Raw genomic sequence first — 19018 nt, forward strand, 5'->3', positions numbered from 1 at the left:
CTTACTTTTCGACAATCTCATGTTCGGGCGAACTCACACGTTTCACGGTTGCCCGTGGTGCCCTTGAGGCGGGCTGCTCACGCTGGCGTTCACGTTCCAGTTCGCGTTTAAGCACACGGGCCTGGGCATCAATGCGCCAGAGATACACAAAGATACCGAGCCAGACCGACAGGGCCACCGCCATCGCAACATAGATGGCAATCCCAGCCTCTAAAAAGGCTTCAGGGTTCATACACGACCTCCATCACGCTGAGCCAGAGCCCACTGAAGCCCCAGCAGATTGGCGCGTAGATTGAGCATCCAGAAAAAGAGCGCCGTAAAACCAGCAATCGAGGCAAGAAACGTAAAGAGGGTGATCCGATTATCGAGTACCCCCGTTCCGGGGGCTTCGATATTCAACAGCCCGCTGGTTATCGAAGGATCGACATATTCAAGGCCCAGTTGGTACCGTACGCCAGGAAACTCGGGGCGATCGGCCATCGTGCCGGTCGCCAGATTGAAACTGGGTCGCAGCGTTGTCTCACTACTCAAGCCTGGTTCGCTGACAATCACCTCGGCCGTCACCAGATCGCCTTCGCGTTCTAGCGCGATCAACTGGATCTTGCGGTCGCCGAGCAAACCAATCTTGCCCACATCGAGGGTAATGCCATCGCAGGTACTGCCCTGGATAAAGACACAGTTAGGGTGTAGGGTGCTATCAGCGATGCGAGGGGCGACAAAGATCAAGAAGGGTACGGTGACAAACGCAAAGAGTGAATAGACCGCACTGAGTTGGCGACGGCGCTGCACATCATCAATGGCGGAGCGGAGCGCAAAGAGGGCGGCGTAGATCAGCAACAGCACAAAAATAGAGGTCTGGCGTGGATCCCAGTTCCAGTAGATCCCCCAGACGACCTGCGAAAAGATCATGCCGGTCACGGTTGCGAGGGCGGTAAAGAGAAAGCCCCCCTCGGCGGCGGCGACGGCATAATCATCATAGGTAGGATTGCGCTTCCAGAGGTAGAGACCACTAAAAATTGCCGAAATGGCAAACGCCAGCACACTGACCCAGGCGGTTGGCACATGCATAATAATAATGCGTCCTGCATTGCCCAAGCCCTCGTACTGAGGAATCACCAGAAACATCACGATCGTCACGCCAGCCATCCAGAGCCCGATGAGCAGTTTGCCGACCTGGGCCATCTGCTGCACCATAGATGTACCTTTCCAGAACCAGAAATGTGTCATGCTGCGACATACCAGCGGTATGAATTGTCAAGCTTCTACTCAGAAGACATTATATCCACAAGAGGGTCATGTTCGCCAACATTGTAGCATGTTCCATAGGTCATGTATGAGACATGTATCACATACAATGGTATCGTTGTGAGATTAAAACCATCCTCTACGCTTCCCAGACAAAGCGAAAGAGCAACAATGACGCGACGAACATGGCGACGCTGTAGGCGATCAGGAATTGCAGGGCGGGCAAGGCGACTACTCCCCCACCGTCGGCAAGCGTGGCCGCGGTGCCTTGAATAGCGATAATGAGCGGAGGCACAAGGAGCGGAAAGGCAAGCACAGCAAAGAGGGCATTCTTGAAACTGGCCCGGGTGATAATAGCCGCAAGGATCGTGGTTGAAGTCGCAAGACTGAGGCCGCCCGCGGCGAGCATGCCGAGAAAGGCCAGGGGACTCCCAACTTGAACGCGCACAAGCACGATGAAGAGCAGGCTCGTGATGAGGCCAAGCAGGGCAAGCAGGGCAAGGTTGAGCAAGAATTTGCCCAGGTAGACGGCAATCGCTGGGGCGGCAAGCCGCAAGGCCGCGAGGGTGCGCGTCTCCTCTTCGTGAACAAAGCCCCGCGACAAGCCGCTGATGGCTGCAAAAAGGAGTGCAATCCAGAGGAGCGAGGCCTGGATCAAGAGGGCCTCTTCGGTGCGCCGTAACCCGATAAAGGTCGTCCCGATGCTCACCATCATGGCGGTACAGGCTGCAAAGAGAACCATCGCATTGATGGCATAACGGGTGCGCAGTTCGATCCGCAGATCTTTGACAAAGACCGCCCATGCTGCCTGCAGGAGGTCAACGATACGCTGCTGCGCTACTGGTTGCTGGGTGGTCAACGTCAGACCAGGATCTTGTTCGGTACTTGAATGCCCGGCCATCAGGTGCTCCCAAACTCTAACACAAGATCACCGTAGCGTAGTTCGCGGGGATCATTGGTGGCAATGACCACAATGCCGTGGCGGCGCTGGGCGTTGATCACGGTGTCAACCACCTCGGCCCCACGTTCATCAAGTGTGACGGTTGGCTCATCAAGCAAGAGGACGGGGGGGTGGTGGATCAGGGCGTACGCATAGCGCATGCGCTGGGTCATCCCCGATGAATAGGCCGCCAGGCGGTCATCGCTGCGCCCGGCCAGTCCAACCCGGGCGAGCACCTCATCAATTGCGTGATCATCAAGGCTGATCCGGCGTACGGCAGCGAAAAAGCGGAGGTTCTCGCGGGCGGTGAGATCCCGATAGAGCATCAGGTCGGGGGCTACCCAGCCGATGAGGTGCCCGGCATCACGTGGGTCAAACGCTTCATTGCCGGCCAGATAGGTGATCTGGCCGGCATCGGCCCGTTGCAAGCCAGCCAGCAGGCGCAAAAAGGTACTCTTGCCACTGCCGTTCTGTCCGCTGACCACCATCGTTTCGCCCGCGCACAACTCGACCGACACAGCGGCAAAGACATTGCGGGTACCATAGCTAGCGGCAACTTCTTCAACTATCAGTCGAATGTCCACACAGGGATTGTAGCACAGGTAGGGGAGTTCATTCTCACGTCAAAGGCCAGCGAAGCTGGCCTTTGACGTGAGATCTGTATGGGTGGGTAGGTGCTAGCGAGCGATTGCTTGGTGTTCGGTGCGCAAGCCCTGCCAGACGCGGTCAGGGCTCGGCGATTTTCCCGCGGTGAGGAAGCGAAGCAAGACTTCATTGAACTGTGCGGCTTCGTCGAGGAAGGGGAAGTGGCGACTACGGGGCATCGCGAGCACTTCGGCCATCGGGTTGTGGGCAAAGAGCTTGAGTTGATTTGGGTTCACGACATCGTCACGCTTGCCGTGGATGATCAAAGCTGGCACCCGCAGACGTTCGAGCTCGGGGCTGAGGTCGGTGCGCCACATCGAACTGATGGCGTAGCGCATCGTATCGGCATCAGATTTGATACTATCATCAACCATTTCGCCTACGGCAAACTGGTGTGTTTGCCCGAGGAAAAAGCGAAAGAGCCTACGGCGTACCCAGGGCAACCGGGCGGCCGCATCGGCGAAGAGGGGGCGATCCGTCAACTTGAGCAACCAGGCCAGTGAATTGCCGTCAATTGGTGCGCCAACCGTGGTCACGCGCAGAATGCGTTCGGGATGGTTCAGCGCGGTTTTGAGGGCCACCATTCCGCCCATTGAATGGCCCACCAGCATCACGCGTTCAATCCCTAGTTCATCGAGAAACCGAATCACCTGATCGGCATAGGCCTGAATGCTGGCCTGGGTCTGTTTGCGGCGGGAATCGCCGAACCCCCAGAAATCAAAGGAGTAGGTGCGAAACTGTTCGGCCACCACTTCCATCGTGGGGAACCAATAGCGCCAACTGCCGAGCCAGCCATGGAGAAAGAGCACAGGTTGCCCCCGGCCCAGGACTTCGTAGTGGACGACCTGGTTATCAATGACGATGATGCTCATGACGTTCTAACCTTGCTTAGTCGGCGCTGCTGCCTGCATGCGAGCGCAGGCTGCCGAGATCGTTGTCGCGTTCCGTCACCGAGGCGCGTAGCCGCCACTGGAGGGTGGTAATATCATCAGAAATTGAACGCAACTGGGCCATTTCTTGTTCGAGTTCGGTGAGTAACTGATGGGCCTGGTGCCCGATTCTGGCGTTGGGATGCAGATCCGAGAGTGCGCCGACCCGTTCCTGGATGGCGGCAAGCAAGCCCATCAGATTGGCCCACGCTTCATTGTCTTGCAATTGGGCATTGCGTTGACGGACACTACGATGCTCAAGCCACTGCTGGATCTGGAGTTGCAGCGTTCCGATCCGCTTTTCAAGGACGTGCAGTACCTCTTGATCGGCCAGCACCGTAATCCGCTGATCGGCATTGGCGGGTACGGTGATCAGGGTCTGCTCGAGTTGATCTTGCAGGTGGGCGATCGATGTGGTCAATTGCGCCTGGCGGCGTGCGACCGCCTCTTGCTCTTCGAGCAGATCAGTCAGCATGGTGCGCAGGGCCGCCGCCTCACGGGCGTTCCGTTGCGCCTGTTGCTGTAACAGATGGGGAACAAACCAGAGCATCAACATCAACAGGGTGATGATCGCGATGCTCAGGGTTACAAACAGAGCTTGCATGAGCGTGCCTCCTCAATCCTCTCTTTAGTATAAAAACGTTAAGCACGCTTAATCCAGAGCATTCCATGACAGCAGGATTACAGCTTGAGGTCGCAGGGTGAGAACGCCAGTTACGCTGGCGTTCTCACCCTGCGACCGCTCAGTGTTTTATTATTCGAGGGTTGCGCAGATGACGCGTTCGTGACTGGCGAGGTCGCGGTGGAGGCTGAGGCTGGCCTGGGGGAAGGCGTTGCGGATCAGGTCGCTGACGATCTGGCCTTGCCATGCGCCAATTTCGAGCAGGATGGCACCGTTGGGGCGTAGGTAGTTGGGGGCAGCGGCAAGGAGGCGGCGATAGACATCGGCCCCGTCGGTTTCGCCGCCGTCGAGGGCCAGGTGGGGTTCGTGAGCCCGGACGTTGGCGTCTACCTCGGCGAGGATGGTGTAGGGTGGGTTACTGATGAGCAGATCGACTGGTGCTGGTAGGGGTTCGAGCAGATCGCCCTGGAGCAAGATGATGCGTTCGCTGAGTTGGTACGTGCGCACGTTGCGGGCGGCAACGGTCAGCGCTTCGGCTGAGACATCGGTGGCGTAGATCAGGGCGTCAGGCAGGTGTTGTGCGAGCGCCACGGCGATGGCCCCGGTACCGGTGCCAATGTCGGCGATGGTCAGCGGTGTGGCGCGGTGAAGGCGGCGCGCTTCGGTGAGGGCGAGATCAACGAGCAGTTCAGTTTCGGGCCGTGGGACAAGGGTGTGTTCGTTGACAAAGAGATCGATGCCGTAAAATTCTTTGTGTCCTACGAGATAGGCTACGGGGAGTTGGGTGCCCCGCTGTGCAACAAGGCTGGCAAAAGCAGCACATTCAGCGGGCGTTGGCTCGTAGTCGCGTTCGGCAAGCAGTTGCGTCCGCGGCCAGGCGAGGACATGCGCCAGCAGGATCTGGGCATCCAGGCGTGCGGTTGGACTGACCGGTTCAAGCTGTGTCTGAGCCTGCCGGAGCAGGCTCAGCACGGTGATGGGCTGGGCTCTCATTGGTTAATCAATGCGGCGTTCGGTGAAATCACTGCCATCGAAGGAGAGCAGACGCTTTTTGTCGTCGATGATGGTTTCGAGGTGAATCGGGCGTGTCCAAATGCGGTGCAGGTTGCGCATCGTATCCCGCGCATAGTCCATCTTCAGATCGACACCTTCGTGACGATGGCGGAGATAGAGCTCGCCCCGGTTGTTGTAGTTGCCGTCTTCGACCATGATCGAGGGTTGCCCGAAGTTGGTGAGACGGAAAAGCAACTTCTCTTTGATCTCGCGGAATTCGCGTGAGGCGATTTCGTAGAGATCGGTGTCACGGTTGTAGCGGAAGGTAAAGAGCTTATTTTCGATGACAAACTCGGGGGTGAGAAATTCGTCGATGAAAGTGACGTCGTTATAGAGCTTGCGGATCTCGAAGATCTTCTGGCGACCGAGGCCAAGTCCACGATCCCAGGTGCGTTTGGTGGCAAGGTCGTCGCATTCGTCATATTCTTTGCCAAATTTGCCTTTATTCCAGCGATCTTCGATATCGCGCAGCAGTTCGAGGCCCACTTTGTAGGGGTTGAGCCGTCCTCCGCTGGTAGCGACGACCCCGCTATGGAGATCGGCGAACGAGATGATTTCAGAGGCGTCGGCAACGTGCTGGGTCATGATCGTCGAGTGCCAGTAGCTATTGTGGTTGATCAGACCTTGTGCGGCATACCGATGGGTGACTTCCACCGAGATGTCGTAGACATCAGCGCGGCCATGCGCAAGCGCGACTACGCTATCTGTCCAGGGCGCGGGGGCAAGCGTGGGCTGACTTGCGAGGTTTTTTTGCAGCGCCTGCCTTTTAGCGGGTTGGTCAAAGCCAATTTGGTCGGCAAACGTGCGGAGCGCTGCCCCCGCGATGCTGATCTGCCAGGTGCCATCGGGCTGTTGCTGGTTGCTGCTCAGGATGCCAACGTTGAGCAAGAGCAGTTGCACATGCTGGCTAAAGGTCGCCTCCCTGGTGAAGAGTACGGCACCTTGGGTGGCGACATCCCCGTTGGCGTCATAGAGACCCCGCAGGAAACTGGCGACCACCGGCTTCGGCGAGCGCATGACGGAGTCGGGGATCACCTGTGCGGCAAGAACCTGGTGCAACGCGGGCGCGGCTTCGCCCCCCTCCAGAACAATCTGCCACTGCTCGCCATCATCGTGGGTGACGAACCCAACGTCGGGGCACTGCGCTGCATACGAAAGCAGCGTCTGGACACATACCGCGTCACGGGTCGTCACCGTCAGGGGAGCGACGAGCGTGGTTGGCGGAGTCTGCCAACGGGGATGGTTTGGCGCGGCGAAGAGCGGCTCGTCGTCGGCCTCGTCAATTGAAGAACGCTGGAGCTGCAAGTTGTGGCCGGCGAGATAGCCAAGCAACGCCGCGAGCGGTTCATCGAGAACCGCAGGTGACGCAGGGCTGAGGGGAACATACGTCGAAGCCCAGAGATCCTGACCGCCGGCGAGTTGCACCTGGTCACCGGGTTGGAGTTGATCGAGGCGACGCCACGTGCCATCGGCGAGCAGCACACGATGGTTGACCGAGCCTTCGAGTTGGAAGCCGCGGCTGGTGGTCAGTTTGATCGTCGCATAATTGGCAAAGGTCGCCCAGTCGTAGATCCGTTGGGGGTGACTGCCATCGGCGGTACGCAGAGACAATTGACGCTGCACGACCTCGGCGAGGGGGAGCAACCCTTCTTCGGTGAAGAGCAACGCCGTACCGGTGAGGCAGGCCCAGCCCTCATTGAGAATCTTGGTCATGCCCTGCGGCGCGAAATAGTAGGCCTCATCGCGAACAATCTCGAGCACCGTATGTTGCCAGCGCTCGAGGGGCGCATAATTCATCAGAAAGAGCAGCACATCGCGCTGCGGATTTTCAGGAAAGCGACGCTGTTTCGCACGTTCCGCATCGAGTTTCTTGCGCTGATCTTCGAGGTACTCGGGGGGATTGATATACCCGCGCATATATTCGCGGTCAACTTTGAGACCCTCGACCACATCAGGTTCATCCTCACCGACAATGGGGCGATGGGACTGAGCTTCAGGGCGGCGGATATAGGGCGAATGGTAATCGATCAGATTTTCGAGCGAGAGACAGGTGTCAATAAAACTCTCAACGAGATCATAGCCCACGCGATCAATAATGCGCTGGATACGGGTTGCGTGATTTGCCATCGCATCAAGCATCTTGCGATTAGTATGGGCAAACCACATATTATGCTTGAAGAAATCGACGTGGCCGGTCACGTGGGCCATGACCATCTTCTGGGTCACATCCTCATTGCCTTCGAGCAGATAGGCATAGGAAGGATTGGTATTGATCACCATCTCATAGATCGTCGAGCCGGCCCAGACATGGCCCTTGAGCAACTGGTCAAAATCCATGCCAAAGCGCCAGTGGGGATAGCGGGTAGGAAAGCCGCCGAAGGCCGCAGTCTCATAGAGGGTACGATAATCGAGCACCTCATAGAGGATCGGGAAGAAATCGAGCCCATATGCGCGGGCGATGGCTTCGATCTCTTGGCGAGCCGCCTCGAGTTGGGTTGGCAGACGTGTACTCTTCATAAGCTATATATCACGTAAAGAAATCACTTGCCTTTACCGAGAAAATCCTTAATCGTATCGTAGACATCATCACGTTCAGTAATTTCAGAGATCACAATGCGGTCGTCGTTACTCAGATACTCTTCGAGATCGTGGGCAAAGCGCCCAGAGCCATAGAGCGACCGCACCTGCCCATAGCAGAAGAGATTGGCCTTGGGCAGCAACTCCTTCTTGAGCAACTCGATGCACTCGCGGGTATCGCCGCCGCCCCAATTATCGCCATCAGAGAAATGGAACGGATAGATATTCCATTCATTGGCGGGATAGCGCTCATCGATCAAGCGATTACAGAGCTTATAGGCCGACGAGATCTTGGTACCGCCGCCCTCGCGGATATGGTAGAACGTCTCCTGGTCAACCTCTTTCGCAGCGGCATCGTGGACGATATAGCGAATATCGATCTCTTTATACTGTGAGCGGAGCCACGTTTCAATCCAGAAGGCTGTAATCCGCACAAGTTCCTTCTGTTCCGAGCCCATCGAGCCAGAGACATCCATCATATAGATGATCACCGCATTGCTTTCGGGGATCATCACTTCTTTCCACGAGCGATAGCGCATATCATCGCGGATCGGTACAACGATCGGATCAACGCTATCATAATCACCGGACGAAATCTGGCGACGGAGGGCTTCGCGGTACGTTCGTTTGAAATGGCGCAGCGAATTAGGGCCAGTACGGCGGATGCCGCTATACTTATCCTTTTCGCTGATCAGATTCTTCTGGCCTTTGGGCTGAATATTGGGCAACTGCAACTCTTCGCCGAGGATTGCGGCGAGCTCCTCGAGCGGGACATCGACCTCGAGCACGTGCTGTCCCGGCTCAGAGCCGGCCTCGCCCTGGCCCTGCTGAGGATCGCCCTGCCCGATTGGATCGCCGACATCGCCCTCACCCTGGCCGACACCGCCGCCCTGTTTGGCCCCATAGCGAAACTGGGGCAAATCAATCTGGGGCACAGGAATCGAGACATAGCGTTTGCCCTGACGGCCGATCATCTCGCCGTGGGACATATACTTGCGCAGATCCTGCTTGATTTTCCCTCGGACAATCTGGCGAAAACGTCCGAGGTCACGGTCGACACGTTTCATTGACATAGGCGTACTGATGGGAGGCAGAACGACCAGCATCCTGGTTGTTTTGCCTGCTATGCGTTAAACACGATGTACAGGTTGACTCAGCGAGAGCAGTCCTATCTGGGTTACAGACAGGAGTGTCGGCTTTAGCCGGCTAAAGCCGGCACTCCTCAGGCACACGTCGTCTAGGACTGCTCTCGCTCACCTCACTAACCTGGCGTTATGTTAATAGGTTCCGCGGGTATCGCCACGGGCGAAAATCGAGGCCACATAGTTCAGGACATCGGTTGCACTCTGGTCATTATAGCCAAAGTCACGCACAAGGCGGGCCTTGACGACATCGATCTTCTCTTGCGTATCTTTATCGATCACCCGTGAGACAAGCGACGTCAGCTTGATGCTATCCTTCTGATCCTCAAAGAGCTTCAGTTCAAGGGCCTTATGGAGCCGCTCGTTGGTACGATAATCGAAGGTCTTGCCCTCGATCGCCAGGGCACCGATATAATTCATAATTTCGCGACGGAAATCGTCCTTGCGCGACTCGGGAATATCGATCTTTTCCTCGATACTGCGCATCAGGCGCTCATCAGGCTCTTCATACTGACCGGTATAGCGATTACGCACCTTCTCGCGCTGCGTATAGGCCTTAATATTATCAATATAGTTACCACAGAGCCGCTTGATCGCCTCTTCGTCAGCCGAGATCGCCCGTTGCACCTCATTCTTCACGATTTCGGTATACTCTTCGCGGACGACCGCGAGCAGATCGCGATAGTGCTTGCGGTCATCTTCCGAGCTAATCAGCGCGTGATTCTTGAGCCCACCTTCGAGCTCATTAATCACCATAAAGGGATTGATATAGCCCTCTTCCTGATTACTCACGAGCGCATTCGAGATTTTATCCTGGATATAGCGGGCCGAAATGCCTTCCATGCCCTCACGGATCGCCTCTTTGCGCAACTCCTTGATATTATCCTCGGTAAAACCGGGGAGGGACTTGCCGTTATAGAGCTTGAGCTTTTGCAAGAGCGTCAGATTGGGCTTTTTCGGCTCTTCGAGGCGGGTCAGCACGGCCCACATCGCAGCGACTTCAAGCGTATGGGGGGCGATATGAACCCGCACCTTCTTCTTATTGAAATCGCGCTCGTAGATGCGCACCTCATCGCGGAGGCGGGTGACATAGGGAATATCAATGCGCACCGTGCGATCCTTGAGCGCCTCCATGAACTCATTATTTTCGAGGCGGCGATACTCGGGCTCATTGGTATGGCCGATAATCACCTCATCAATATCGGTCTGGGCGAACTTCTTGGACTTAATGCGATGTTCCTGCGAAGCGCCGAGCAGATCATAGAGGAACGCCACATCGAGCTTCAGCATCTCGACGAACTCGATAATGCCGCGGTTGGCGATATTGAACTCACCATCGAAATTGAACGCACGAGGATCAGAATCGGAGCCATAGAGCGCGATTTTGCGATAATTGATATCGCCGGTGAGCTCGGTCGAGTCCTGATTCTTCTCATCCTTGGGTTGGAAGGTTCCGATCCCAACGCGATCCTGCTCGCTAAAGACAAGGCGGCGCACGCGGATATGGCGCACAACCTTGACCCAATCGCCATCATAGCGGCGCATCAGTTCACGGAAATGGAAGCGACAGACGGGGCAGAGATCGCCCGAGATACGGACATGATCTTCACTTGGGCGGCCCTCATTCATCCGAACGAGGAAGGCCTCGCGGTGATCAAGGGGAATGAGGTGGAGGGGCTCCTCGTGCATCGGGCACTTTTCCCACTCGGCCTCGGGCACCTGGCGAAAATCGAAACTCGCGTGGTCTTCGATCGTCCCGAGGTACCAATCGTAGGTAAAGAGGGCCCCATCATCGGTCTTGGAATAGTGTTCAAGGCCCTTTTTGATGCGGCGAACGATGGTCGACTTGGATGAACCGACCGGGCCGTGGAGTAAGAGCACCCGCTTTTCGGTGCCATAGCCTTTGGCGGCCCCCTTAAAGAAATTGACCAGCCGCATCAATGGGATCTCGAGGCCATAGATTGAATCATCGCCATCAAAGGTTGCATCAGAGAAGAACCGATAGCGAATCAAGCGTTTTTTGGCATCAATAAAGTCCTCGGTGCCATAGGACATAATCATATCGTAGATGCGTTGAAACGCATTACGGGTGACACGCGGTTCCTGGGCGACAAGATCCAGATACTCGCCAAAGCTTCCACGCCAATTCAGTTGTTGGAACTGCTTGCGATCCTGGATTTCGCCAAGAAATTCCATCAGCGAGCTACCGGTCACGGTTGTCATCGGTTATTCCTCCTGCTCAAGGCCCTTGTTCCCTTGTAATCCAGGCGCAGAGAGTGCCGCAACGGTCGTTACCCAGACGATCATCCGTCTGAGGAGAGCGTTGGGGCAAGCTCACGGCGCACGCCGTTGGCCTGGCGTCGGATCCTCGTGGAGCCAGCGGGCAGTTATGCTAACGTGCAGGGCATGCGATCTGCGCTGAGCGATCTCGCGGGTGCAGTGGTGGCGGGTAGCAGGGAGTACGTCTACGTAGTCCCTGTGCGACATCGCTATACAGCTTTCGATCTCTGGGAGTCTAAAAAGAGGAGATCCTGATTGGTCAGGTATTAGCATTATAACAACGCGCTAGAGGCGCGTCAAGGATAGTTTGGGCTGTTTCTTGCGTGGTTTGTCACAACATTCAGAAATATTTGTGCGACAATTGGCCAGTCATACTGTAGAAAGGGCACCCGCAAGGGGTGCCCCTACAGGGCCGGACCCGGTGTACGGGCACCCCTTGCGGGTGCCCTGGTGGGGTGCATGCACGGAAGATGCAATCGCCCTGACATCCTCGTTCGTGCGGCTTGACAGGTTGTGCATGCATATGGTAGCATACAGCCCGTTGGGTGATTAGCTCAGTTGGTTAGAGCGCCACGTTGACATCGTGGAGGTCAGTGGTTCAAATCCACTATCACCCACCAAAGCTCTGTTGCAAGCACCGCCCCATTGGGCGGGCTTTTTGTTTTCTGGCACGCACGAGTGCCGCTGTCGAGTGAGGCGACATATGCGGGTCTTGCTTACCGGGTTGACTGGTCCTGTTGGGAGTTTCCTCGCCGATTATCTGTTGACGCTCCCTGCGGTTGAGGTTCATGCTTTTAAGCGCTGGCGCAGCGATCCTCGGCCAATTGCCCATCTGCTTGAGCGGGTGACGATCCACGAGGGTGATATCGAGGATCCGTTTGCCATCGATCGCGCCATTGCCAAGGCTGCCCCCGAGCGCATCTTTCACCTGGCTGCCCAGAGTTATCCCAGTGCTTCGTGGGAGGCACCGATCCACACGTTGCGGGTCAATGTTGAGGGCACGGTCAATCTGCTCGAGGCAGTGCGGCGTCATGTGCCGACGGCGCGGGTGCATATCGCGGGGACGAGCGCCCAGTATGGCACGGTAGCGCCCGAGGCTATCCCTATTGGTGAGACGCACCCGATGCGTCCTGGTAGCCCGTATGGGGTGAGCAAGGTGGCGGCTGAGTTGACGGGGCTGCAATACCACGATAACTTTGGGTTGCACGTAGTGGTCACGCGCTCGTTCAATCATGTCGGGCCGCGCCAGGGTGACCGTTGTTCGATCCAGACCTTCTGTCGGCAAATGGCGGCGATTGAGCTTGGTCTGCAAGAGCCGATCCTGCGGGTGGGCAATCTTGAGCCACGCCGCGATTTTACGCATACCCGCGATGTTGCGCGTGCGCTCTGGCTGCTGCTTGAGCATGGGCAACCCGGTGAGGTCTATAATCTCTGTTCGGGGCAGGCGACGCGCATTGGCGATATTGTGCAGATGGTCGTGGAGCGCGGGCGGGTTCCGGTGGAGGTGCAGATTGACCCGGCGCGGCTGCGCCCGAGCGATGAACCGATCCTGCGTGGTGACAACCGCAAACTGTGTGCGGCAACGGGCTGGAAGCCTACCATTGGCATGGTCGAAATTGTCGAGGAATTGCTTGCCTACTGGCGCATGGAGTTGGCGCGGTGAGCGATGAAATTCTACCCGGAGGGCGGGGAACGCTCTTTCTGGTGGCGACGCCGATTGGCAACCTTGAGGATATCACGCTCAGGGCGTTGCGAATTTTGCGTGAGGTGCGCCTGATTGCCGCCGAAGATACGCGACATAGCCGAACCCTGCTCGATCATTATCAGATCAGCACGCCCTGCATCTCGTATCACGAACATAATAAACTCGCCCGGCTTGAGACGATCCTTGAAGCGTTGAGTCTGGGCAATGTTGCCCTTATTTCTGATGCGGGAACTCCGGCTATTTCCGATCCGGGTTTTGAACTGGTGCAGGCATGCCTGGCTGCCGGCTACACCATTGTGCCCATTCCCGGGCCGAGTGCGCCGATTGCGGCGCTGGTTGCCTCGGGATTAGCGACGCAACGCTTTGCGTTCCTTGGTTTTTTGCCCCGGCGCAGTGTTGAGCGGCGCACGCTTTTTGCGGATATGGCTGAGTTAACGCTGACCCTGATCTGCTTTGAAGCGCCGCACCGGTTGCTCGATAGCCTGGCCGATATGCAGGCGGTTTTTGGTGACCGGACGATCGTTGTAGCGAAGGATCTCACCAAGCGGTTTGAAGATCTGCGGCGCGGCACAGCGAGCGACCTGATCAGCCATTTCAGCACCCAGCGTCCGCGGGGCGAATACACGCTCGTGATCGAAGGCCGCCCCCCTGGGGAACACAAACGCGACCGCAACCGCCTCCAGGCGAGCGCCCATACCGGCGAACCGCCAACGGAGGCAGAGATCGCTGGGCGGCTGCGCCTCCTACGCGACCAGGGTTTCAGTGGCAGCAGTGCGGCCCGTGCGGTTGCCCGCGAACTCGGCCTGCAAAAGAGTGTGGTGTATGAGGTGTGGCTGAGCCTTGGTGCTGGCGAGTAGCCTGGGTACGCGGGCGGGACGCCCGCGTACCCAGGAATGCCAGAAAACTTTAGTGAATCAGACGTTGAAGAGAAAATGGCAGATATCGCCGTCCTGGACGATGTAGGTTTTGCCTTCCATGCGGACGGTACCCTGTTTTTTGGCTTCGGTCATCGAGCCAGCTTTGATAAGGTCGTCGTAGGCGACAACTTCGGCGCGAATAAAACCGCGCTGGATGTCAGAGTGGATCGCGCCAGCTGCTTCGACGGCTGGCGTCTGCTGGCGGATCGTCCAGGCACGCACCTCATCGGGGCCGGTCGTCAAAAAGCTGATCAGGCCAAGCAGGGTGTAACTCTGTTGAATAACGAGTTCGCGGGCGGGGGTCGTGATGCCCAGGTCTTCCATAAAAGTCTGCGCATCTTCGTCATCGAGTTGGGCCAGTTCGGCCTCAATTTTGCCACAGAGCGGCACAACGGCACTGCGCGGATGGGCATAGGTGACCGTGGGCGGCGCACTCAACTGATCTTCACCGACGTTGGGCACGAGCAAGAGTGGCTTGGCGGTGAGGAACTGATATCCACGGATGAGGCGCTCTTCTTCCTCGCTCATCTGCGCGGCGCGAATCGGTATCTCAGCCTCGAGGCCAGCTTGCAAGCGCAGTAGCAACTCGCGCTCGGTGATGCGTAGCTCTTTCTCGCGGGCGGCCATTTTTGTGATCTCGGCATTGAGGCGTTGCAAACGGCGCTCGATAATTGCGAGATCGGCAAACGCGAGCTCGAGATCGACGGCCTGCAGATCGCGCATCAGGTCAACTGAGCCTTCGGGGTGAGGCACCGCGCTATCTTCAAAGGTGCGGACGACGTGCAGCAGCGCATCAGCGGTGCCCAGGTAGTTGAGCAACGCAGGAGGCAAGCCCTCGCCCTCGCGGCGCGAACCACTGAGGCCGGCGACATCAACATACTGCACATCGGCAAAAGTGGTCTTTTTGGGCTTGAACATCCCTGTCAACACGGCGAGACGGTTATCAGGGACTTTGACGGTGGCCAGATTTGGTTCAAGTTGACCAGAGGCGTAGGCCGTTGTCTCGGCTGTTCCTCGCGTTAAGGCATTGAAGACGGTGGTTTTGCCACTATTTGGCAAGCCAATAATTGCGATTTTCATGTTTCTCTTCTCTGGTTGGTCACGGGTGTGTGTCCTGAGTTTGGGCAAGTATAGCGCCGGGGTGCGAAAGTTGCAACCCCGGTAGGGGTGATGCTTCGACGCAAAGACGCAAAGGCGCAAAGGCGCAAAGGCGCAAAGGGTGTTGAGAACGCCTTGGGATGGCAGATGTGTGACGAGTGGCTGTGCCAGAGGTGGAGCAGGAAGCGTGGTGCGTGCGACGCTGGGTGGGCCGAAGCACGCGCTATGGATTGCAGGCCGGTTGATGGGGGCTGCGGGGGGCGCGTGCTTCGGCCGTACGGGGGGGTGATTAATGTCGCTTTGGCTCAGGACGGGGTGTATAATGGAAGGGTGTTAGGGAAGTTTCCCGTGTGAAGGGTAACGCCTCATGGTCTATGCTACCCCCCAGATGAGTGATGCAATGCGCCCAGGCTTTGGGCAGCCACAGTTGATCTTTTTTTGCGAACTTGAGAGTGATGAGTTGTGGGTGTTGTTGCACGATGAGTTGCTGTTGGCTGAGTTGTCGGTGCATGGGTATGGTGTGGCGGTTGCGATGCGTCACTTTGATGAACCGACGGCCGCAGCGGTGCGGTTGCTGAATCAACATCGTATTCCTGCGATTGCGTGGTTGCTGCTTTCACCCGATGAGGGGTTCTGGTTCCATCTGCAAAATTATCCGCAGGCGGTCGAGCGGTATGCGGCATTTCGTGGTTGGGCGTTGAAGCACGGGTTGCATTTTCAGGCGATTGGGCTTGATATTGAGCCGCCGCGCAATGAGGTCGATCATATTCATCGCTGGGGCTTGCGTGATTTGACGCGACGGGCTTGGCTTGCGCGTGAGAATGTGCTTTTTGCTTCGGCACGCCTGGCTTATACTGAGTTGATTGCTCGAATTCATCACGATGGGGCTGAGGTGCATACGTATCAATTGCCGATTCTTGCTGATGATCGCCGCGCTGGAACGAGTCTGGCGCAGCGGGCGCTTGATATTGTTGATTTGCCTGCCGATGTCGAGGTGCTGATCTGCTATAGCAGTGCTCCGCTTGATACGCTTGGCAACGACCTTGGAGGGGCGCTAGTGGCAAGCTATGGCCCTGCTGCCGATAGCATTGCCGTTGGTGTGGTGCCGGGTACGTCGGGACGTGAGCGCTCAAGTGAAGCCCCGCCCCCGCTCTCGTGGGAAGCCCTTGAACGTGATCTCTTGCTTGCGGCACGCCATACCGATACAATCTATATCTACTCGCTCGAAGGCTGTGCGCAACGGGGGCTAATGGGGCGTCTTGCAACGATTAATTGGGATGCCGAGGCCCGGGTTGCCTTCTGGAAGCGGAGCCTTGTTGCGTCAGCGCGGAGTGGAATTTTGCTCTGGATGCTTGCGGCCCGGTTTAGTCGGGGGCTCTTTGCCTGGCTGGGCTGGAGTCTGTTTGCGGTGATGGTTGCGCGCCAGATGCGGCGGCGTACGCGGGGCTAGGGGTATTTATTTTGACGCAAAGGCGCAGGGGCGCAAAGGTTTTAGGGTAAGGGACTGGTTTTTTTGACGCAAAGGCGCGGGGGCGCAAAGGTTTTAGGGCATGTGCTTGACCTTCGCCTCGGAGTGCCGGCTTCAGTCGGCTGAGCGGGAAGCCGACTGAAGTCGGCACTCCGATGAGCGTAAATGGTAAAGTAGCCTAAATCCTTGTCTTAGGGAAGAAGGAAGAGATGCATGGCTGCTCAGGTTGAAGCGTTGTTGCGTGAAGAGATTGTGATGGTTGGGCGTCGGCTCTATGAGCGTGGGCTCATTGTGGCTGGCGATGGCAATATTTCGGCGCGTCTGCCCGATGGCTCGATCTTGATGACGCCTGCCGGTTTGTGCAAGGGTGAGTTGACGCCCGAGGATCTGGTGGTGATCAATCTTGAGGGCGAGTTGTTGCGGGCTGCTGCGGGTCGTCGGCAGTCGACCGAGCAGCATTTGCATCTGCACGTCTACCGGCGTCGCCCCGATGTGCTGGCCTGTGTCCATGCGCATCCGCCGATGGCGGTGGCCTTGACCCTCGTCGGGATTACGATGAGCGAACCGGTGCTGCCGGAGGCGATGCTGGCGCTCGGGCCGATTCCGACGGCACCCTATGCACGCACTGGCACCGTCGAGATGGGCGAGGCGATTGATCCCCTGGTTGCTGACCACGACTCGATGTTGTTGGCCCGCCACGGTGCCTTGACGCTGGCGCGTACCCCGACGGCGGCCTATTTTCAGATGGAGCAGATCGAACATTGCGCCCGCATTCTGCACGCGGCCCATCTGCTCGGCCCTCTTGAACCAATGCCTCATGAACGGATTGCTGAATTGTATCATTTGCGGGCGGCTCTTCGCATGCAAAATTAGTAGTGTTTCAACTGCACTTTCTGATATTCTCACGACTGTGTCATGCTGAGCGCAGCGAAGCATCTCTGCCGTGGGCACGCCTGAGACCCTTCGCTGCGCTCAGGGTGACAACAGATCGGGAAACTTCGTTGACAGACCAATTAGACTAGGAGAACAATGAAACTCTCACCTGAAAAAATCGAACAACTTTCAGCCGATCTTGTTGATGCGCTAGCCGATGTTGAGGGGGTGCTCTTTCAGGCGGGCGATAGTGAGTTGCGCATTGCGATCAAGCAGATCGTCACTGATGAGTTGCAGGTCGAAGAGCGGCTTGATGCCGAGATTCATGGTTTGCTGCAAGCCTACAAGTACGAGATTACGATGGGGCGCCTGAGCTACGATGATCTCTATCGTAAGCTCCGCCATAAGTTGATTAACGAACGCCGCCTGGTGTTGTAATGTCACTTGAATTTATTGAGAGTCCAACTGAGCAGACGACCGCCGGGACGGATGTGGTGATTGCGGCGCTGGCGCTGGGGTCGGCGACCTATCTTGTGCGCCATCGTACCTGGCGAGCGTATGTGTGGGGGGGGGCCTTTAGCGCCCTCGCTGCGGCTGGGGGGCTTGGGGCGGCTGCCCACGGGCTAAAAATTGGTCAGCGCACGCACGATCTGCTCTGGCGGTTGTTGGCGATCAGCTTTGGTTTGATGGTCGGCTGCTTTGCGTCGGCGGCGACGGCTGATGGCTTTGGTGAGCGGGCCGGTCGGCGGGTCTTGCCCTGGCTCTTGCTTGGCGCGTTCGGCTTTGACACCGTGACCCGTCGACTCTCCCGTGGGTTCATTGTCTTCATTGTCTACGAAGCAGCGGCGCTGCTCTATGCACTGACGATCTATGTGCGCCTGGCCCAGGGCGGGCGGATGCGCGGGGCGCAGATGACGGCGGCGGGGATTCTGCTCTCGCTGATTGCGGCTGCGATTCAGTCGTCGCGCCTGCACACGCAGATCGCGGGTCTCCCGTTTGATAACAATGGCATCTTCCATCTGGTGCAGATCGCCGCGATCCCGGTGCTTGTTGGTGGGATTGATGCCGGCCTGGTTGAGGATCATGGGGCGTAACATCTTTTTGCTCTGCGCCTGTTTCTTCTTCTTCGCGGCGTGCGGGATGCCGTCGCCCGCGCCGGAAGAGGAACTGACGCAGCAACAACAGACGATTGGCGATCTGACGATCGCCTTCGAGGGTGTGGCGGTGCCGCGCATCAATACGAGCCAACAATTTGTGATCACGTTGACTGATGAGACCGGTCAGCCGCGTGATGGGGCCGATGTCTACATTGATATGACGATGCCCGCGATGCCGATGGGGATCAACCGACCGATCGCCGAGCTAGAGGGCGAAGGGCGTTATGTCGCCTACAGCGCTTATACGATGGAGGGCGATTGGGAAATGATCGTGGTCGTCAGGCTCGGTGACGATGAATACCGGGCAGTTTTTCCGGTTGTGGCGGTTGAGTAGTTTTTTGACGCGAAGGTTTTTTGACGCAAAGGC

At 57.3% G+C, this 19018-nt stretch carries 18 protein-coding genes and 1 tRNA gene; 8 read left to right on the forward strand and 11 right to left on the reverse strand.

Annotated elements, in window-relative coordinates:
• Position 1: 1 nt before the first annotated feature.
• The 10 genes from A9Q02_RS02100 to A9Q02_RS02155 form a co-directional block, all read right to left on the reverse strand.
• On the reverse strand, positions 2–232 hold the full coding sequence (locus tag A9Q02_RS02100; RefSeq protein WP_097650720.1) for a CcmD family protein: 231 nt from the start codon (positions 230–232) through the stop codon (positions 2–4).
• The gene (locus A9Q02_RS02105) at positions 229–1194 is read right to left on the reverse strand and encodes a cytochrome c biogenesis protein (protein WP_097650721.1); all 966 of its coding nucleotides are present in this window, start codon (positions 1192–1194) and stop codon (positions 229–231) included. The genes A9Q02_RS02100 and A9Q02_RS02105 overlap by 4 nt, the downstream gene beginning before the upstream one ends.
• Positions 1195–1384: 190 nt before the next feature.
• A complete protein-coding gene (locus tag A9Q02_RS02110; RefSeq protein WP_097650722.1) occupies positions 1385–2146 on the reverse strand; it encodes a heme exporter protein CcmB in 762 nt (253 codons plus the stop codon).
• The gene (ccmA, locus tag A9Q02_RS02115; RefSeq protein WP_245860198.1) at positions 2146–2769 is read right to left on the reverse strand and encodes a heme ABC exporter ATP-binding protein CcmA; all 624 of its coding nucleotides are present in this window, start codon (positions 2767–2769) and stop codon (positions 2146–2148) included. Before ccmA ends, A9Q02_RS02110 begins: the two co-directional genes overlap by 1 nt.
• 93 nt (positions 2770–2862) lie before the next feature.
• On the reverse strand, positions 2863–3702 hold the full coding sequence (locus tag A9Q02_RS02120) for an alpha/beta fold hydrolase (RefSeq protein WP_097650723.1): 840 nt from the start codon (positions 3700–3702) through the stop codon (positions 2863–2865).
• A 16-nt stretch (positions 3703–3718) separates the two neighbouring features.
• The gene (locus tag A9Q02_RS02125) at positions 3719–4363 is read right to left on the reverse strand and encodes a hypothetical protein (RefSeq protein WP_097650724.1); all 645 of its coding nucleotides are present in this window, start codon (positions 4361–4363) and stop codon (positions 3719–3721) included.
• 150 nt (positions 4364–4513) lie between these two features.
• Positions 4514–5359: a peptide chain release factor N(5)-glutamine methyltransferase gene (gene prmC, locus A9Q02_RS02130; RefSeq protein ID WP_097650742.1), complete on the reverse strand. Its 846-nt coding sequence runs from the start codon at positions 5357–5359 to the stop codon at positions 4514–4516.
• Positions 5360–5377: 18 nt separating this feature from the next.
• Complete coding sequence (locus A9Q02_RS24765) at positions 5378–7951, reverse strand: SpoVR family protein (RefSeq protein WP_245860200.1); 2574 nt, start codon at positions 7949–7951, stop codon at positions 5378–5380.
• Between the two features lie 23 nt (positions 7952–7974).
• The gene (locus tag A9Q02_RS02150) at positions 7975–9084 is read right to left on the reverse strand and encodes a DUF444 family protein (protein ID WP_097650725.1); all 1110 of its coding nucleotides are present in this window, start codon (positions 9082–9084) and stop codon (positions 7975–7977) included.
• A 204-nt stretch (positions 9085–9288) separates the two neighbouring features.
• Complete coding sequence (locus A9Q02_RS02155; protein WP_097650726.1) at positions 9289–11376, reverse strand: PrkA family serine protein kinase; 2088 nt, start codon at positions 11374–11376, stop codon at positions 9289–9291.
• A gap of 600 nt (positions 11377–11976) precedes the next feature.
• On the opposite strand from A9Q02_RS02155, the gene A9Q02_RS02160 reads away from it, so the two are divergent.
• The 3 genes from A9Q02_RS02160 (at position 11977) to rsmI (ending at position 13995) form a co-directional block, all read left to right on the forward strand.
• A tRNA-Val gene (locus tag A9Q02_RS02160) sits at positions 11977–12053 on the forward strand.
• 83 nt (positions 12054–12136) lie between these two features.
• Positions 12137–13096, forward strand: coding sequence for a GDP-mannose 4,6-dehydratase (locus tag A9Q02_RS02165; protein ID WP_097650727.1), 960 nt, complete (start codon positions 12137–12139; stop codon positions 13094–13096).
• The gene (rsmI, locus tag A9Q02_RS02170) at positions 13093–13995 is read left to right on the forward strand and encodes a 16S rRNA (cytidine(1402)-2'-O)-methyltransferase (RefSeq protein WP_245860202.1); all 903 of its coding nucleotides are present in this window, start codon (positions 13093–13095) and stop codon (positions 13993–13995) included. Before A9Q02_RS02165 ends, rsmI begins: the two co-directional genes overlap by 4 nt.
• Before the next feature lie 57 nt (positions 13996–14052).
• Here the strand turns inward: rsmI and ychF are convergent, their stop codons facing one another.
• The gene (gene ychF, locus A9Q02_RS02175; RefSeq protein ID WP_097650728.1) at positions 14053–15135 is read right to left on the reverse strand and encodes a redox-regulated ATPase YchF; all 1083 of its coding nucleotides are present in this window, start codon (positions 15133–15135) and stop codon (positions 14053–14055) included.
• Between the two features lie 385 nt (positions 15136–15520).
• Here ychF and A9Q02_RS02185 point away from each other — a divergent pair, with 385 nt between their 5' ends.
• The 5 genes from A9Q02_RS02185 (at position 15521) to A9Q02_RS02205 (ending at position 18985) form a co-directional block, all read left to right on the forward strand.
• Entirely contained in the window at positions 15521–16603 is a 1083-nt protein-coding gene (locus A9Q02_RS02185) for a hypothetical protein (RefSeq protein ID WP_245860204.1), read from the forward strand.
• 231 nt (positions 16604–16834) lie between these two features.
• Positions 16835–17494: a class II aldolase/adducin family protein gene (locus tag A9Q02_RS02190; protein ID WP_097650730.1), complete on the forward strand. Its 660-nt coding sequence runs from the start codon at positions 16835–16837 to the stop codon at positions 17492–17494.
• A gap of 156 nt (positions 17495–17650) precedes the next feature.
• Positions 17651–17932: a DUF507 family protein gene (locus A9Q02_RS02195; RefSeq protein ID WP_097650731.1), complete on the forward strand. Its 282-nt coding sequence runs from the start codon at positions 17651–17653 to the stop codon at positions 17930–17932.
• A complete protein-coding gene (locus tag A9Q02_RS02200; RefSeq protein ID WP_097650732.1) occupies positions 17932–18588 on the forward strand; it encodes a DUF6962 family protein in 657 nt (218 codons plus the stop codon). Before A9Q02_RS02195 ends, A9Q02_RS02200 begins: the two co-directional genes overlap by 1 nt.
• On the forward strand, positions 18578–18985 hold the full coding sequence (locus A9Q02_RS02205) for a FixH family protein (RefSeq protein WP_172450534.1): 408 nt from the start codon (positions 18578–18580) through the stop codon (positions 18983–18985). Before A9Q02_RS02200 ends, A9Q02_RS02205 begins: the two co-directional genes overlap by 11 nt.
• Positions 18986–19018: the final 33 nt, after the last annotated feature.

The sequence above is a fragment of the Candidatus Chloroploca asiatica genome, assembly GCF_002532075.1.
Lineage (GTDB): Bacteria > Chloroflexota > Chloroflexia > Chloroflexales > Chloroflexaceae > Chloroploca > Chloroploca asiatica.

What these genes read in the sequence shown, in the direction of transcription:
- A9Q02_RS02105 (WP_097650721.1), bottom strand. Translation starts at nt 1,194, where the DNA reads ATGGTGCAGCAGATGGCCCAGGTCGGCAAACTGCTCATCGGGCTCTGG.
- A9Q02_RS02150 (WP_097650725.1), bottom strand. Translation starts at nt 9,084, where the DNA reads ATGTCAATGAAACGTGTCGACCGTGACCTCGGACGTTTTCGCCAGATT.
- A9Q02_RS02205 (WP_172450534.1), top strand. Translation starts at nt 18,578, where the DNA reads ATGGGGCGTAACATCTTTTTGCTCTGCGCCTGTTTCTTCTTCTTCGCG.
- A9Q02_RS02100 (WP_097650720.1), bottom strand. Translation starts at nt 232, where the DNA reads ATGAACCCTGAAGCCTTTTTAGAGGCTGGGATTGCCATCTATGTTGCG.
- A9Q02_RS02125 (WP_097650724.1), bottom strand. Translation starts at nt 4,363, where the DNA reads ATGCAAGCTCTGTTTGTAACCCTGAGCATCGCGATCATCACCCTGTTG.
- A9Q02_RS02120 (WP_097650723.1), bottom strand. Translation starts at nt 3,702, where the DNA reads ATGAGCATCATCGTCATTGATAACCAGGTCGTCCACTACGAAGTCCTG.
- A9Q02_RS02165 (WP_097650727.1), top strand. Translation starts at nt 12,137, where the DNA reads ATGCGGGTCTTGCTTACCGGGTTGACTGGTCCTGTTGGGAGTTTCCTC.
- A9Q02_RS02185 (WP_245860204.1), top strand. Translation starts at nt 15,521, where the DNA reads ATGGTCTATGCTACCCCCCAGATGAGTGATGCAATGCGCCCAGGCTTT.
- A9Q02_RS02155 (WP_097650726.1), bottom strand. Translation starts at nt 11,376, where the DNA reads ATGACAACCGTGACCGGTAGCTCGCTGATGGAATTTCTTGGCGAAATC.
- A9Q02_RS02190 (WP_097650730.1), top strand. Translation starts at nt 16,835, where the DNA reads ATGGCTGCTCAGGTTGAAGCGTTGTTGCGTGAAGAGATTGTGATGGTT.
- A9Q02_RS02200 (WP_097650732.1), top strand. Translation starts at nt 17,932, where the DNA reads ATGTCACTTGAATTTATTGAGAGTCCAACTGAGCAGACGACCGCCGGG.
- ychF (WP_097650728.1), bottom strand. Translation starts at nt 15,135, where the DNA reads ATGAAAATCGCAATTATTGGCTTGCCAAATAGTGGCAAAACCACCGTC.
- A9Q02_RS24765 (WP_245860200.1), bottom strand. Translation starts at nt 7,951, where the DNA reads ATGAAGAGTACACGTCTGCCAACCCAACTCGAGGCGGCTCGCCAAGAG.
- A9Q02_RS02195 (WP_097650731.1), top strand. Translation starts at nt 17,651, where the DNA reads ATGAAACTCTCACCTGAAAAAATCGAACAACTTTCAGCCGATCTTGTT.
- A9Q02_RS02110 (WP_097650722.1), bottom strand. Translation starts at nt 2,146, where the DNA reads ATGGCCGGGCATTCAAGTACCGAACAAGATCCTGGTCTGACGTTGACC.